This window comes from Micromonospora vulcania (assembly GCF_042658605.1).
Taxonomy (GTDB): domain Bacteria; phylum Actinomycetota; class Actinomycetes; order Mycobacteriales; family Micromonosporaceae; genus Micromonospora; species Micromonospora vulcania.
The window spans coordinates 341674-353853 of record NZ_JBHSQS010000006.1 but is presented as its reverse complement, the minus strand read 5'-3'; the positions used below and the strand labels follow the sequence as shown (position 1 = coordinate 353853).

Here is a 12180-nt window from a genome sequence, read left to right as displayed (position 1 = left end):
TCTGAGCCAAAATGGTGCCATGATGGTGTCATGGAGCTGAGGTCGTACGTCGAGAACCTGCGAAACGAGTTCGCCGTGGCCGCCGAGGGGGTTGACGCGGACGGCCGGGCATTGGCGGAGCGGCTCTTCACCCAGCTGGAGGCGGCGACACGCCTGACGTTGCTCGAAGCGCTGTCGGACGCGGCCGAGGAGATCACCCGTGACCTCGCGCCCGGGTCGGTGCACCTCCGGCTGCGGGGCCGCGAGCCCGACTTCGTGGTGGTGCCAACGAATCCTCCGACGGAGGAGCCGGCCGTTGAGCCGGCCCCGCCGGTGCTGCCGGCGTCGGTGCTCACGCCCGAGGGCGACGACGGCGGCACGTCGCGGATCAACCTCCGTCTGCCGGACCACCTCAAGGCCAGCGTCGAGGAGGCCGCCGGCCGGGCCGGGCTGTCGGTCAACGCCTGGTTGGTGCGAGCTGTCGCCGGCGCCATCGGTGCGGGCGACGCGGATCGCCGTCCGTCCCGCCGGCCGGAGCCGCGGTCCGGCCAACACTTCACCGGCTGGGCGCGCTAGCCCTCCGTACCCCTTCTTTACTTCACGCCGCTGACCAGCGGCGACCTTCACCGACCACATTTCTGGAGACCACCATGCCTGTTTTCGACACGCCAGAACCGATCACCGTCCAGCTCGAACTGCCCGTCGGGGACGCCTGGATCTCCGCGACCGATCGCACCGACACGGTGGTGCGGGTGCGGCCCCGCGACCCGTCGAGCAAGGCTGACCTGGGCGCCGCGGAGCAGACCGTCGTCGAGTACGCCGCCGGGCAACTGATGGTCAGGGTGCCGAAGAGCTGGCGTCGCTACGGCTTCGGCAGCGGACCGTCGGTCGACGTCCTGATCGAGGTGCCGACCGGGTCGCGGGTGCACGCCGAGGCGTCGTGGGCGGCGTTCCGCTGCGAGGGGCGGCTCGGTGAGTGCCGCTTCAAGACCGGTGGCACGATCCGGCTCGACGAGACCGGGCCGCTCGACATCGACACCAGCCACGGCGAGGTCGCCGTGGAGCGTGTGCACGGTTCGGCCCGGGTGAAGTCCTCGTCCGGCAAGGTGCGCCTCGGGGCGGTCGACGGCACCGCCGAGATCAAGAACTCGTCCGGTGACTGCTGGGTCGGCCGCAGCGGCGGGGACGTCCGGGTCAACACCGCGTACGGCGACATCACCGTCGACGCGCCGATGGCCTCGGTGTCGGGGCGCACCGCGTACGGCAACGTCCGGCTGGGCGAGGTCGTACGGGGCTCGATCGAGCTGCAGACCTCGTACGGCGCGATCGAGATCGGCATCCGGCGGGGGACCGCCGCCTGGCTCGACGTCAGCTCGCGCCACGGACGGGTGCACAACGCGCTCGAGACGACCGACAGCCCGGCGCAGACCGACGAGACGGTCGAGGTCCGGGCGAACACCTCCTACGGCGACATCATGATCCGCCGCGCCTGATCCGCCCGCCACCGTCCACAAATGAGGAAACCATGACCATCCCCACGAAGCCCGCGATCATCGCGACCGAGCTGCGGAAGTCCTACGGTGACAAGGTCGTGCTCGACGGCATCGACCTCACGATCTCCGAGGGAACGATCTTCGCGTTGCTCGGCCCCAACGGCGCCGGCAAGACCACCACCGTGCAGATCCTGTCCACGCTGATCAACGCCGATGGCGGCAACGTCCGCATCTTCGGCCACGACCTGAAGCGGGAGCCCGACGCGGTACGCCGACTGATCGGTGTCACCGGCCAGTTCTCCGCCGTGGACAACCTGCTCACCGGGCGGGAGAACCTGAACCTGATGGCCGACCTGTGTCACCTGGACAGGGCGGCCGGACGGCGACGGATCGCCGACCTGCTCGACCAGTTCGACCTGGCCGACGCGGCGGGCAAGCCGGTGTCGACGTACTCCGGTGGCATGCGGCGCCGGCTCGACCTCGCGATGACCCTGGTCGGCGCGCCTCGTGTCATCTTCCTCGACGAGCCGACCACCGGCCTCGACCCGCGTAGCCGCCGGTCCATGTGGCAGATCATCCGCGCGCTGGCCGCCGAGGGGGTCACCATCCTGCTGACCACCCAGTACCTGGAGGAGGCCGACCAGCTCGCCGACCGCGTCGCGTTCCTCGATCACGGCCGGCTGATCGCCGAGGGCACCCCGCACGAGCTCAAGCGACTCATCCCGGGCGGTCACGTCGTGTTGCAGCTGGCCGACCCGGAGGGGCTCGACTCGGCGGCCCGTACCTTCCCGGACGCCACCCGGGACGACGCGGCGCTCACCCTCCAGGTGCCGAGCGATGGCGGGGTCGGGTCGCTGCGGTCCCTGCTCGACCAGCTCGACCGGGCCTCGATCAACGTGGCCGGACTCTCCGTGCACACCCCCGATCTCGACGACGTCTTCCTCACCCTCACCGGCCAGCCCGACGGCCAGGCCGGCCGACCCGACCACGAAAGGGCTCCGGCGCGATGAGCACTCTCTCCCTCGCCGTGCGCGACTCGGGCACGATGCTGCGGCGCAACCTCCTGCACATGCGGCGCTATCCGTCGATGACCTTCCTGCTCATCGGCATCCCGGTCATCGTCCTGCTGCTCTTCGTCTACGTTTTCGGCGGCACGCTCGGCGCCGGACTCGGGCCGGCCGGTGACCGCGCCGACTACGCCAACTACGTCACCCCCGGCATCCTGCTCATCACCGTGGCCAGCGCGGCGCAGGGCACCGCCATCTCGGTCGCCATGGACATGACCGAGGGCATCATCGCCCGATTCCGTACCATGGCGATCTTCCGACCGTCGGTCCTCACCGGCCACGTGCTGGGCAGCCTGGTCCAGACGCTGATCAGTCTCGCCGCCGTCATCGGTGTGGCACTGCTGGTCGGTTTCCGGCCCACCGCCAACCCGGTCGAATGGCTCGCCGCGATCGGCGTCCTCGCGATGATCACCTTCGCGCTCACCTGGCTGTCGGTCGCATTGGGCCTGGTCAGCGACAGCGTCGAGACGGCGAGCAACCTGCCCATGCCGCTGGTGCTCCTACCGTTCCTCGGCAGCGGGTTCGTGCCCACCGATTCGATGCCGACGCCGGTGCGCCTGTTCGCCGACTACCAGCCCTTCACCCCGGTCATGGAGACCCTGCGGGGCCTGCTGTTCGGTAGCGGGATCGGCACCAACGGGATCCTCGCGGTCGGCTGGTGCGTCGTCATCACGGTGGTCTGCTTCCTGTGGGCCAAGTCGCTCTACAACCGCAAGACCGCACGCTGACGGGTCGCCGTCGGGGTGGTCCGCGAGGCCGTCAGGGCTTGCGGGCCACCGCGCCGTACGCGTCGATGCCCTGGGCGTCGGGCTCGTCCGGACGCCACAGCGGGATCGGCACCAGGCCGGGCGCCACCATCGTCAGGCCGTCGAAGCAACTGGCCAGATCCTGCGGGCTGCGCAGGATGTACGGAACACCACCGCTCTCCGCCAGCCGCGCGGCACCCGAGACCACGGCCGGACTGGTGTCGGTGCCGTCCCACAGCACCAGGTGGCTGCCGGACGCGGTGGCGTCCATCGTCCGCTGGACGATCGAGCGCACCACGGCCAGGTCGGGCTCGTAGCCCATGACGCCCATGTACATCACGGCGACGGGCTGGTCGAAGTCCAGCGTGTCGGCCGCCGCGGCGAGGATCCGACCGGGGTCGTGGTAGTCGGCCGGCACGTAGGTGGTGACGCCCTCGGAGGTCGTGTTGGCCAGCAACGCCCGAGCGTGCACGAGCACCATCGGGTCGTTGTCGACGTAGACGATCCGGGACTCGGGTGCGACCTGCTGGGCGACCGCGTGGGTGTTCTGCATGGTGGGCAGGCCGGTGCCGATGTCCAGGAACTGCCGGATGCCGGCTTCGGCGGCCAGGTAACGCACGGCCCGCACGAGGAACCGGCGGGACTGCTGCGCCATGACGACGATCTCCGGGTAGACCTCTGCGACGCCGTCGCCGGCGGCCCGGTCGGACGGGAAGTTGTCCGTACCGCCCATCCAGTAGTTCCAGATCCGTGCCGCGTGCGGCACGTCGGGCTGAAGTTGCGCGGTGAGGTCGGAATCTGGGCCAGCCATGCCAGGCTCCCATCGAGAAGGGTGATCGGTGGTGGATCACCGCTGCGGCAGGACAGCATCGTACCGACCAACCGTCCACTGTCGAGGATCCGCCGAGGCTAGCCGGCGACGGTGACCGAGCGCAGGAGGCGGCGCAGCGCCGCAAGGTCGCCCGCGGCCACGACGCTCCCGTCCGACACGGCGGCGTCGAGCGCGGACGGGTCGTCGAGCAGGGCGTTGAACGTCTGGGGGTCGGCGCGAAGGGACGCATCCGCCCTGCTGGGCTCGCCCGGCTCGACCTGCACCTGACCGGCCGCCGCCCGGACGGTCCAGACGCGCTCGTCGAGCTCGATCCGATAGCTGGTCGGAGGCGCCGTGGGGGCGGGGCGCCCGGCGGAGCGCAGAAAGAGCAGCACGGAGGTCGCGCTGAGCGTGGTCGGCGTGGACGGCAGCGGGACGCGAACACCCCAGTTGCCCAGAGCGAGCACCACCGGTTCCAGCTCCCGTCCCCACGGGGTCAGGTCGTACACCCATGAGCTGGCCGGGGGCGTCAGTTTGCGGCGGTGGATCACGCCGCGGCCTTCGAGCTCGCGCAGCCGGTCGGCGACCAGGTTCGAGCTCGCGCCGGGCAGCGCGCGACGCAGGTCGGAGAAGCGCTGCGGGCCGAGGAGCAGTTCGCGTACGACGAGCAGGGCCCATCGTTCACCGACGACATCGAGGGCGCGGGCGATTCCGCAGGCGTCCCCGTAGCTACGGCTCGTTGGCATGACCGCCCCCCACTCGCGTCGGTTCAAACGTACAACTTGGTGGTTGCTTTTAACAACCATGGTCCTTACCGTGGGGACGTCCAGCCAGGACACGGAAGGGGCCGACATGGGACAGCCAGTTGTGCACTTCGAGATCATCGGAACCGACCCGGCGAAGCTCCGTAGCTACTACGGCGACCTGTTCGGGTGGAAGTTCGACACGAGTGGTCCAGTGTCCGAGGCGGTGTCCGAGCCGGGCAACTACGGATTCATCGACCCGAGCGTGAGCAGCGGCGGAGTCGGCATACCGGGCGGCGTCGGTGGAGGCGCGGGCTTCGCCGCCCAGGTCACCTTCTACGTCGGCGTGCCTGACGTGGAAGCCGCGCTGCAGAGGGCGGAGAGCCTCGGGGGGACGCGCCGGATGGGCCCGTCCCGGGCGCCGGGGACGAACCTCGTGGTCGGCCACTTCACCGACCCGGAGGGCCACCTGATCGGCGTCGCCGGCACGGCGTAGCCGTCCGGATTGCCGGCCGCGACCCGCACGCGGTGCGCCACGATCCGTTCCCGTCGGCCGTAGTCTCACCGGCATGACCGAAACGCAGACGCACACCCTCGCCATCCCCGGCGTCGACCTGGTCTACGACGTCCGCGGCCCGCTTCCGCCGTCCGGCGGGCGCCCCGCGCTGCTCCTGATCGGCCAGCCGATGACGGCGGAGGGCTTCAGCGCGCTCGCCCCGCACCTGGCGGACCGCACGATCGTCACCTACGATCCGCGCGGCCTGGGTCGCAGCGTCCGCACGGATGGCCGCACCGAGCACACCCCGCAGCAGCAGGCGGCGGACCTGCACCTGCTGATCGAGGCGCTCGGCGCCGGTCCGGTCGAGGTTTTTGGCAGCAGCGGCGGCGCGGTGACCGCACTCGAACTGGTCGCCACCCACCCCGGCGACGTCGTCACCCTGGTGGCGCACGAGCCGCCGATCAACGCCGTGCTCCCCGACGCCACCGCCGCCGAGCGCGCCCGGGCCGCCTTCCACGAGGCGTACCAGGCCAAGGGCCGAGGCGCGGGCATGGCCTCGTTCATCGCGATGACCTCGTGGCAGGGCGAGTACACCGACGCCTACTTCGCCCAGCCGGTGCCCGACCCGGCGATGTTCGGCCTGCCGACCGACGACGACGGCACCCGCGACGATCCGCTGCTGTCGAAGGACTCGTGGGCGGTCACCGACTACCGGCCCGACGCGAGCCTGCTCGCCGCGGCACCGACCCGGATCGTGATCGCGGTCGGCGAGGAGTCGGCGGGGACGTACACCGCGCGTACCTCGAACGGCACCGCGGCGTTGCTCGGCCAGGAGGCCGCGGTGTTCCCGAGCCACCACGGCGGCTTCCTCGGCGACCAGCACGGGTACGCGGGCAAGCCCGCCGAGTTCGCGGCACGGCTGCGTGAGGTGCTGGACGCCGACTGACCGCGAGGGCATCTGTCGACGCCGAGGGATGGGCGCGGCGGGTAAGCAATCTCTCGTCGGCGCAACCGCGCCGCGACGACACGTCGTCCCGTGGGAGTCTGGGGAGCCAGCGCCCATCGAGGCCGGTTCGCACGCGCAGGGACAGGTGACGTCATGACCGTGGTATTCGTCCATGGGGTGCCCGAGACACCCCGGGTGTGGTCCGATCTGCGGGCCCAGCTCACCGTCGAGTCGACGGCACTGACCCTGCCCGGATTCGGCACCCCGCTGCCGGCCGGGTTCACCCCCGACAAGGACGGGTACGCGGCCTGGCTGGTCGACGAGCTGAAGCGGTTCGACGGCCCCGTCGACCTCGTGGGGCACGACTGGGGAGCGCTGCTGGTGCTCCGGGTCGCCACCACCGCTGGGGTGGAGTTGCGCAGTTGGGCGGTCGATGTCGCCAGCGTCTACCACCCGGACTACGCCTGGCACCCCTGGGCGGTCGGCCTGTGGGAGGCCGGGGTCGGCGAGGAGACCCTGGCCGCCCGACGCGACGCCGGCCCGGACGACCCGGCCGGGTCGGTGGCCTTCCAGACCGGCCTGGGTGTGCCGAAAGACGTCGCCGTCGAGATGGCGCAGGCCCACGACGAGACCATGAGCCGGGCCATCCTCGGCCTCTACCGTTCGGCCGTGCCGAACGTCAGCGCGGACTGGGGTGCCGCGGCCGAGCGACCGACCGCCAGCCCCGGCCTGGTGGTCTTCGCGAGTGCGGACGCTGTGGAGAACGAGCAGCGCTCGCGCGAGATGGCAGACCGGCTCGGCGCACGGTGGGTGCCGATCGAGGGCAGCGGGCACTGGTGGATGTTCGATCCGACCGGGCAGGTCGCGAGCACGCTTGAGGAGTTCTGGGCATCCGCCAGGTAGGTCAGCGGCGCAGGGTGCCGTGCTAGCCGTGGGCGGGCACGGCGGCGGCGGCCTCCGCGAGCGTGGTCCGGACCGTGTCCAGCAGCGGGTCGCCCGGGTGCTCGATCCAGTGCTGCACGGCGACCCGCAGGACGGCCAGGAAGGTCGCGGCCAGAACGCGGGACCGCAGCGCCACGTCGCCGCCGGTGATGCGGTGTGCCAGCTCTCCGGCAAGCTCGCGCTCGATCGCCGTGTACGCCGCGACCTGGTGTGCGGCCAGGCTGGGGTGCCCACGCAGCTTCCGGCGCCGGGTCAACCAGGAGGGGTCGCGATCACCGAACGCCTCTTCGGTGAGGCGTTCGGCGGCCCGACTCAGCACCGCCCACGGCGGCTCGCCGGCGGGTTGTTCGCGGATGAGCTGCAACAGCCGGCGTAGGCGCATGGTGTCGCCGTGGAAGAGCGCCTCTTCCTTGCTCGAGAAGTAGTTGGAGAAGGTTCGCCGGGAGACGTTGGCGGCGTCGGCGATGGCCTCGACGGTGATGCCGTCGAGCCCTTGTTCGACGGCGAGGCGCAGTGCCGCCTCGTGCAGGGCGAGGCGGGTCGCCGCCTTCTTGCGCTCCCGCAGCCCAACGGTCTCGTCCATCGCACCCAGCGTACGTGCGGGTGATCGGCTTCTCAATGTGCAAACTTGCCTACTGGGCAAGATCGGTAGATGCTTGCGTGAGGCAACCAACTTGGGTGTGGGGGCAGACGTGGACGGCGCCGTTCGTGAGCTCGGCGTTCGGCTGGCTCGCCGCACCGGGGTCGCCTTCGCAAATCACGACAACCTGGAGGCCGCGCGATGAGCGCACCCACCACCACGACCGGCGCCGAGCCGATGACGCATCGGCAGACGCTCGAGGCACTCAGCGGCCTGCTGCTGGTGCTGTTCGTCGCGATGCTGAGCAGTACGGTCGTCTCGACCGCGCTACCGAAGATCATCGGAGCGCTGAACGGCTCGCAGAACCAGTACACCTGGGTGGTCACCGCGACGCTGCTCACCGCGACCGCGACCACCCCGATCTGGGGCAAGCTGGCGGATCTGTTCAACAAGAAGATCCTGATCCAGGTCGCCATCGTGATCTTCTTGCTGGGCTCGGTCATCGCCGGGTTCTCGCAGAGCGGCGGCCAGCTCATCGCCGCCCGCGCGTTCCAGGGCATCGGGGTCGGCGGCCTGCAGGCCCTCGTTCAGGTGGCGATCGCGGCCATGATCCCGCCGCGCGAGCGGGGTCGGTACAACGGCTACCTCGGCGGCGTCATGGCGGTCGCGACGGTCGGCGGCCCGCTGCTCGGCGGCCTCATCGTGGACACGTCCTGGCTCGGCTGGCGCTGGTGTTTCTTCGTCGGCGTGCCGGTCGCCATCATCGCGCTGATCCTGCTCCAGGCCACCCTGCACCTGCCGACGGTGCGGCGGGAGAATGTCAAGATCGACTACCTGGGTGCCACCCTCATCGCCGCCGGCGTCAGCCTGCTGCTGATCTGGATCTCCTTCGTCGACGGCTCGTTCGCCTGGGCCTCCTGGCAGACCGCGGCCATGGTGGGCGGGTCGCTCATCCTGCTCGCCCTGGCGGTCTGGGTCGAGTCGCGGGCGGCCGAGCCGGTCGTCCCGCTCGGCATCGTGCGCGAGCACACCACCGCGCTGGCCATCCTCGGCAGTCTCGCGGTCGGTATGGCCATGTTCGGTGGCGCCGTCTTCCTCGGCCAGTACTTCCAGATCGGCCGCGGCTACAGCCCGACGGAGGCTGGCCTGCTCACCATCCCGATGATGGCCGGGGTCCTCGGATCCTCGATCGTCGCCGGCCGGCTGATCACCAAGTCCGGAAGGATCAAGCCGTACATCGTCGCCGGCTCGATCATCCTGGTCGCCGGGTTCGCGCTGCTCGGCACCATCGACCACGAGACGTCGCTCGTCCTGGTCGGCGCCGCCATGTTCATCGTCGGCACCGGCGTCGGCATGACCATGCAGAACCTCGTCCTGGCCGTGCAGAACACGGTCGCGCTCAAGGACATCGGCGCGGCGAGCGCCAGCGTCGCGTTCTTCCGGTCGCTCGGCGGCACCATCGGCGTCTCGGTGCTCGGCGCGGTCCTCGCCCGCCGGGTCACCGACCAGATCACCCACGACCTCGCCGCCGCCGGGATCCCCGCCTCCGGCAACGGGAGCGGCAGCAGCAACCTGAACATCACCGCGCTGCCCGAAGGGATCCAGCACATCGTCCGGGCCGCGTACGGCGACGCCACCGGGCACATCTTCCTCATCTCCGCCGCCATCGCGGTGGTCGGCGTCATCGCCGCGATCCTGCTCAAGCCGGTCACCCTGCGGACCAGCCTCGACCTGCCGGACACCGCCACGTCGACGGCCGTCGCCGCCGACGCGATCGACGGCGCACCCGCCTTCGACCAGGTGTCCGTCGACGCCGTGCCGGACGGAACGCCCGGCCGGCGCTGACATCGGGCCGTACGACCCGGGGCCGCCGCCGTCTTCAAGACGGCGGCGGCCCCGGTCTGTCCGGGCGAGGGCCCGTGAGTAACCGAATCGAGGCGTTGTGGGAATTTCGGAAATCGCAGCGGTACGGCCGGCAGCACCCGACCGGCGAGCCACCGCACTGCGCCGAGCGCTGCGTGAACTGGGACTCGTCGCCGCGCTGTTCCTGCTGTACAAGGTGGCTCGGCTGGCGGTGGCCGGTCGGGTCTCGACCGCGCTCGCGAACGGGGAGTCCGTCTGGCACCTGGAGCGCCTGTTCCACCTGCCGAACGAGGCAGCCGTCCAGCGCCCCGTGCTCGCCCACGATCTGCTGGTGCACCTGGCCAACGGCTACTACGCGTACGTGCACTTTCCCGCCACCGCCGCGGCGCTGATCTGGCTGTACGCACGGCATCCGGCGCACTACCTCTGGACGCGCCGGATGCTGGCCGGGCTCACCGCGGCGGCGCTGGCGCTGCACCTCCTGGTTCCACTGGCACCGCCACGGCTGACCACGCTGACCGGCATGGTGGACACCGGCCGGGCGTACGGGCCCGCCGTCTACGGCCCACCCGACACGGACGCGTTGAGTAACCAGTACGCCGCCATGCCGTCCCTGCACGTCGGGTGGGCGATCGCGGTCGCCGTCGCACTCGTCGCGGTGACCCGGGGGCGACCGCGCTGGCTGTGGCTGGCCCACCCGCTCGCCACCCTGCTGGTCGTCGTGAGTACCGGCAACCACTACTGGCTCGACGGCATCGTCGCGGCGATCATGCTCGCCGCCGTCTGCCTGCTGCTGCCCGCACCCGACACCGGCCGCCGCCCGTCGTGCAGCCCGCCGAGGCAGCGCTCGGCCGATTAGCATCCGGGGATGACCTCGTCGCTGGACACGCTTCCGAAGATCGGGGCGCCCGCGACCCGGGCCCTGCACGGCGCCGGCTACACCACCCTGCGCCAACTCGCCGGCGTCCCCCGGTCGGAACTGGCCAAACTGCACGGCATGGGCCCGAAGGCGCTCGGCCTCCTGCAGGCCGCCCTCGAAGAGCACGACCTCGGCCTCGGCTGAGCCGGTGAGCTAGCGCTCCGGCTTTGCTCGCGTGTGCAGGGCCGCAGTGGGTACTCCGCTGCGGCCCTGCACACCGAGGAGACGCTGATGCCTGTCGCCGAATCGAAGCGCCTGTCGCCGAACGTCTCCCTGTTTCTGCTCGCCTCGATCCTCGTGTCCTTTCTGGCGGCTTCGGCGGCCCCGACGCCCCTCTACGGGCTCTACCAGGAGCGTTGGCACTTCTCGCCGATCACGACCACGGTGGTGTTCGCCATCTACGCCCTCGCGGTGCTGGCGTCCCTGCTGACGTTCGGCAAGCTGTCCGACCATGTCGGGCGACGACCCGTCCTGCTCGTCGCGGTCGCGGTCCAGATGATCGCGATGGTCGTCTTCGTCCTGGCCAACGGCGTACCCACACTGCTGGCCGCCCGCGTCGTGCAGGGCCTCGCGGCCGGCGCCGCCGCCGGCACCATCGGTGCTGGCATGCTCGACATCAACCGCACTCGTGGCACGCTCGCGAACTCGATCGCCCCCGGCATCGGAACGGGCAGCGGTGCGCTGCTCTCGGCGTTGTTCGTCCAGTTCCTGCCCGCGCCGACACGGTTGGTGTACGTCGTCCTGTTCGTCATCCTGCTGATACAGGGCGTCGGGGTCGTGCTGATGCCGGAGACCGTCACGCGGATGGGCGGTGCGGTACGGAGCATGCGGCCGGAGATCAAGCTGCCCCGCGCCGTGCGTGGGCCGGTACTGGTCGTCCTGCCGGTGGTCTTCGCCGTCTGGGCGCTGGCCGGCTTCTTCGGTGCGCTCGGCCCGGCACTGCTGCACGCCCTCATGGACACCTCGATCGTGGTCGGTGGCCTCCTCCTCTTCGTGTTCGGCATCGTCGGGTCCATCACCGTCCTGCTGCTGCGCAATGCCACCGCACGGACCGTGATGCTCACCGGTATCACCGCCCTCATCCTCGGCATGATCATCACGCTGGTGTCGGTGATGACCGACTCCGTCGCCGGCTTCTTCGTCGGCCTCGCGTTCGGGGGTGTCGGCTTCGGTGGCGGTTTCCAGGGCAGTCTCAAGACCGTCCTGCCGCTGGTCGAGGCCCACGAACGAGCCAGCGTGCTCTCCCTGCTCTACGTCTTCAGCTACGTCGGCTTCGGTCTGCCGACCGTCATCGCGGGCTTCCTCGTGGTCTACGGCGGTGGCCTGCCCCGGACCGCCGACGAGTACTCCGTCGTCGTCATCCTCCTCGCCCTGGTCGCCCTGCTCGGTCTGCGCAGGGCCAGCAGGACGTCTGCCACCGCGTAGGGAGGCGGGCATCCCGGGGCGGCGCACGCCGATCCGGTTTGCCGATGGGAGGTGGCCAGGGTCACCTCGTCGGGTGCCCGAATAAGCGGACGAGAACCGTCCTGTTGGGCTACGGTTCGAAAGCGGACGGAAGTCGTCCGCCTGGTCCCTGCGGTAGCCACGAGAGG

General features: G+C 70.6%; 14 protein-coding genes. 11 read left to right on the top strand and 3 right to left on the bottom strand.

Translation table 11 applies throughout. The features are described 5' to 3' along the window. Positions 1 to 30 precede the first annotated feature (30 nt). From ACFQGL_RS12735 to ACFQGL_RS12720, 4 genes are all read left to right on the top strand, one after another. Entirely contained in the window at positions 31 to 555 is a 525-nt protein-coding gene (locus ACFQGL_RS12735) for a hypothetical protein (protein WP_377510436.1), read from the top strand. Between the two features lie 74 nt (positions 556 to 629). Further along, positions 630 to 1472, top strand: coding sequence for a DUF4097 family beta strand repeat-containing protein (locus tag ACFQGL_RS12730; RefSeq protein ID WP_377510434.1), 843 nt, complete (start codon positions 630 to 632; stop codon positions 1470 to 1472). A 32-nt stretch (positions 1473 to 1504) separates the two neighbouring features. Further along, on the top strand, positions 1505 to 2482 hold the full coding sequence (locus tag ACFQGL_RS12725) for an ATP-binding cassette domain-containing protein (RefSeq protein ID WP_377510431.1): 978 nt from the start codon (positions 1505 to 1507) through the stop codon (positions 2480 to 2482). Beyond that, a complete protein-coding gene (locus tag ACFQGL_RS12720) occupies positions 2479 to 3267 on the top strand; it encodes an ABC transporter permease (RefSeq protein ID WP_377510428.1) in 789 nt (262 codons plus the stop codon). The genes ACFQGL_RS12725 and ACFQGL_RS12720 overlap by 4 nt, the downstream gene beginning before the upstream one ends. 31 nt (positions 3268 to 3298) lie before the next feature. Here ACFQGL_RS12720 and ACFQGL_RS12715 read toward each other — a convergent pair whose 3' ends face one another. Both ACFQGL_RS12715 and ACFQGL_RS12710 read right to left on the bottom strand, forming a co-directional pair. Then, the gene (locus ACFQGL_RS12715; protein WP_377510425.1) at positions 3299 to 4096 is read right to left on the bottom strand and encodes an SAM-dependent methyltransferase; all 798 of its coding nucleotides are present in this window, start codon (positions 4094 to 4096) and stop codon (positions 3299 to 3301) included. A 98-nt stretch (positions 4097 to 4194) separates the two neighbouring features. After that, entirely contained in the window at positions 4195 to 4842 is a 648-nt protein-coding gene (locus ACFQGL_RS12710; RefSeq protein WP_377510422.1) for a winged helix-turn-helix transcriptional regulator, read from the bottom strand. A gap of 106 nt (positions 4843 to 4948) precedes the next feature. Here ACFQGL_RS12710 and ACFQGL_RS12705 point away from each other — a divergent pair, with 106 nt between their 5' ends. From ACFQGL_RS12705 to ACFQGL_RS12695, 3 genes are all read left to right on the top strand, one after another. After that, a complete protein-coding gene (locus ACFQGL_RS12705) occupies positions 4949 to 5335 on the top strand; it encodes a VOC family protein (protein WP_377510419.1) in 387 nt (128 codons plus the stop codon). A 73-nt stretch (positions 5336 to 5408) separates the two neighbouring features. Then, positions 5409 to 6284 carry an alpha/beta fold hydrolase gene (locus tag ACFQGL_RS12700; RefSeq protein WP_377510416.1) on the top strand — a complete coding sequence of 292 codons (876 nt, stop codon included), beginning with the start codon at positions 5409 to 5411 and terminating at the stop codon, positions 6282 to 6284. A gap of 153 nt (positions 6285 to 6437) precedes the next feature. Next, positions 6438 to 7187, top strand: coding sequence for an alpha/beta fold hydrolase (locus ACFQGL_RS12695; RefSeq protein ID WP_377510413.1), 750 nt, complete (start codon positions 6438 to 6440; stop codon positions 7185 to 7187). A gap of 22 nt (positions 7188 to 7209) precedes the next feature. Here the strand turns inward: ACFQGL_RS12695 and ACFQGL_RS12690 are convergent, their stop codons facing one another. Then, the gene (locus ACFQGL_RS12690) at positions 7210 to 7809 is read right to left on the bottom strand and encodes a TetR/AcrR family transcriptional regulator (protein ID WP_377510410.1); all 600 of its coding nucleotides are present in this window, start codon (positions 7807 to 7809) and stop codon (positions 7210 to 7212) included. A gap of 198 nt (positions 7810 to 8007) precedes the next feature. Here ACFQGL_RS12690 and ACFQGL_RS12685 point away from each other — a divergent pair, with 198 nt between their 5' ends. The 4 genes from ACFQGL_RS12685 (at position 8008) to ACFQGL_RS12670 (ending at position 12013) form a co-directional block, all read left to right on the top strand. Next, the gene (locus ACFQGL_RS12685) at positions 8008 to 9651 is read left to right on the top strand and encodes an MDR family MFS transporter (protein WP_377510407.1); all 1644 of its coding nucleotides are present in this window, start codon (positions 8008 to 8010) and stop codon (positions 9649 to 9651) included. Positions 9652 to 9748: 97 nt separating this feature from the next. Then, positions 9749 to 10528 carry a phosphatase PAP2 family protein gene (locus ACFQGL_RS12680; RefSeq protein ID WP_377510404.1) on the top strand — a complete coding sequence of 260 codons (780 nt, stop codon included), beginning with the start codon at positions 9749 to 9751 and terminating at the stop codon, positions 10526 to 10528. Between the two features lie 9 nt (positions 10529 to 10537). Further along, a complete protein-coding gene (locus tag ACFQGL_RS12675; RefSeq protein ID WP_377510401.1) occupies positions 10538 to 10732 on the top strand; it encodes a helix-hairpin-helix domain-containing protein in 195 nt (64 codons plus the stop codon). Positions 10733 to 10819: 87 nt separating this feature from the next. Next, on the top strand, positions 10820 to 12013 hold the full coding sequence (locus ACFQGL_RS12670; RefSeq protein ID WP_377510398.1) for an MFS transporter: 1194 nt from the start codon (positions 10820 to 10822) through the stop codon (positions 12011 to 12013). The last annotated feature ends 167 nt before the right edge of the window (positions 12014 to 12180 follow it).

What these genes read in the sequence shown, in the direction of transcription:
- ACFQGL_RS12735 (WP_377510436.1), top strand. Translation starts at nt 31, where the DNA reads ATGGAGCTGAGGTCGTACGTCGAGAACCTGCGAAACGAGTTCGCCGTG.
- ACFQGL_RS12730 (WP_377510434.1), top strand. Translation starts at nt 630, where the DNA reads ATGCCTGTTTTCGACACGCCAGAACCGATCACCGTCCAGCTCGAACTG.
- ACFQGL_RS12725 (WP_377510431.1), top strand. Translation starts at nt 1,505, where the DNA reads ATGACCATCCCCACGAAGCCCGCGATCATCGCGACCGAGCTGCGGAAG.
- ACFQGL_RS12720 (WP_377510428.1), top strand. Translation starts at nt 2,479, where the DNA reads ATGAGCACTCTCTCCCTCGCCGTGCGCGACTCGGGCACGATGCTGCGG.
- ACFQGL_RS12715 (WP_377510425.1), bottom strand. Translation starts at nt 4,096, where the DNA reads ATGGCTGGCCCAGATTCCGACCTCACCGCGCAACTTCAGCCCGACGTG.
- ACFQGL_RS12710 (WP_377510422.1), bottom strand. Translation starts at nt 4,842, where the DNA reads ATGCCAACGAGCCGTAGCTACGGGGACGCCTGCGGAATCGCCCGCGCC.
- ACFQGL_RS12705 (WP_377510419.1), top strand. Translation starts at nt 4,949, where the DNA reads ATGGGACAGCCAGTTGTGCACTTCGAGATCATCGGAACCGACCCGGCG.
- ACFQGL_RS12700 (WP_377510416.1), top strand. Translation starts at nt 5,409, where the DNA reads ATGACCGAAACGCAGACGCACACCCTCGCCATCCCCGGCGTCGACCTG.
- ACFQGL_RS12695 (WP_377510413.1), top strand. Translation starts at nt 6,438, where the DNA reads ATGACCGTGGTATTCGTCCATGGGGTGCCCGAGACACCCCGGGTGTGG.
- ACFQGL_RS12690 (WP_377510410.1), bottom strand. Translation starts at nt 7,809, where the DNA reads ATGGACGAGACCGTTGGGCTGCGGGAGCGCAAGAAGGCGGCGACCCGC.
- ACFQGL_RS12685 (WP_377510407.1), top strand. Translation starts at nt 8,008, where the DNA reads ATGAGCGCACCCACCACCACGACCGGCGCCGAGCCGATGACGCATCGG.
- ACFQGL_RS12675 (WP_377510401.1), top strand. Translation starts at nt 10,538, where the DNA reads ATGACCTCGTCGCTGGACACGCTTCCGAAGATCGGGGCGCCCGCGACC.
- ACFQGL_RS12670 (WP_377510398.1), top strand. Translation starts at nt 10,820, where the DNA reads ATGCCTGTCGCCGAATCGAAGCGCCTGTCGCCGAACGTCTCCCTGTTT.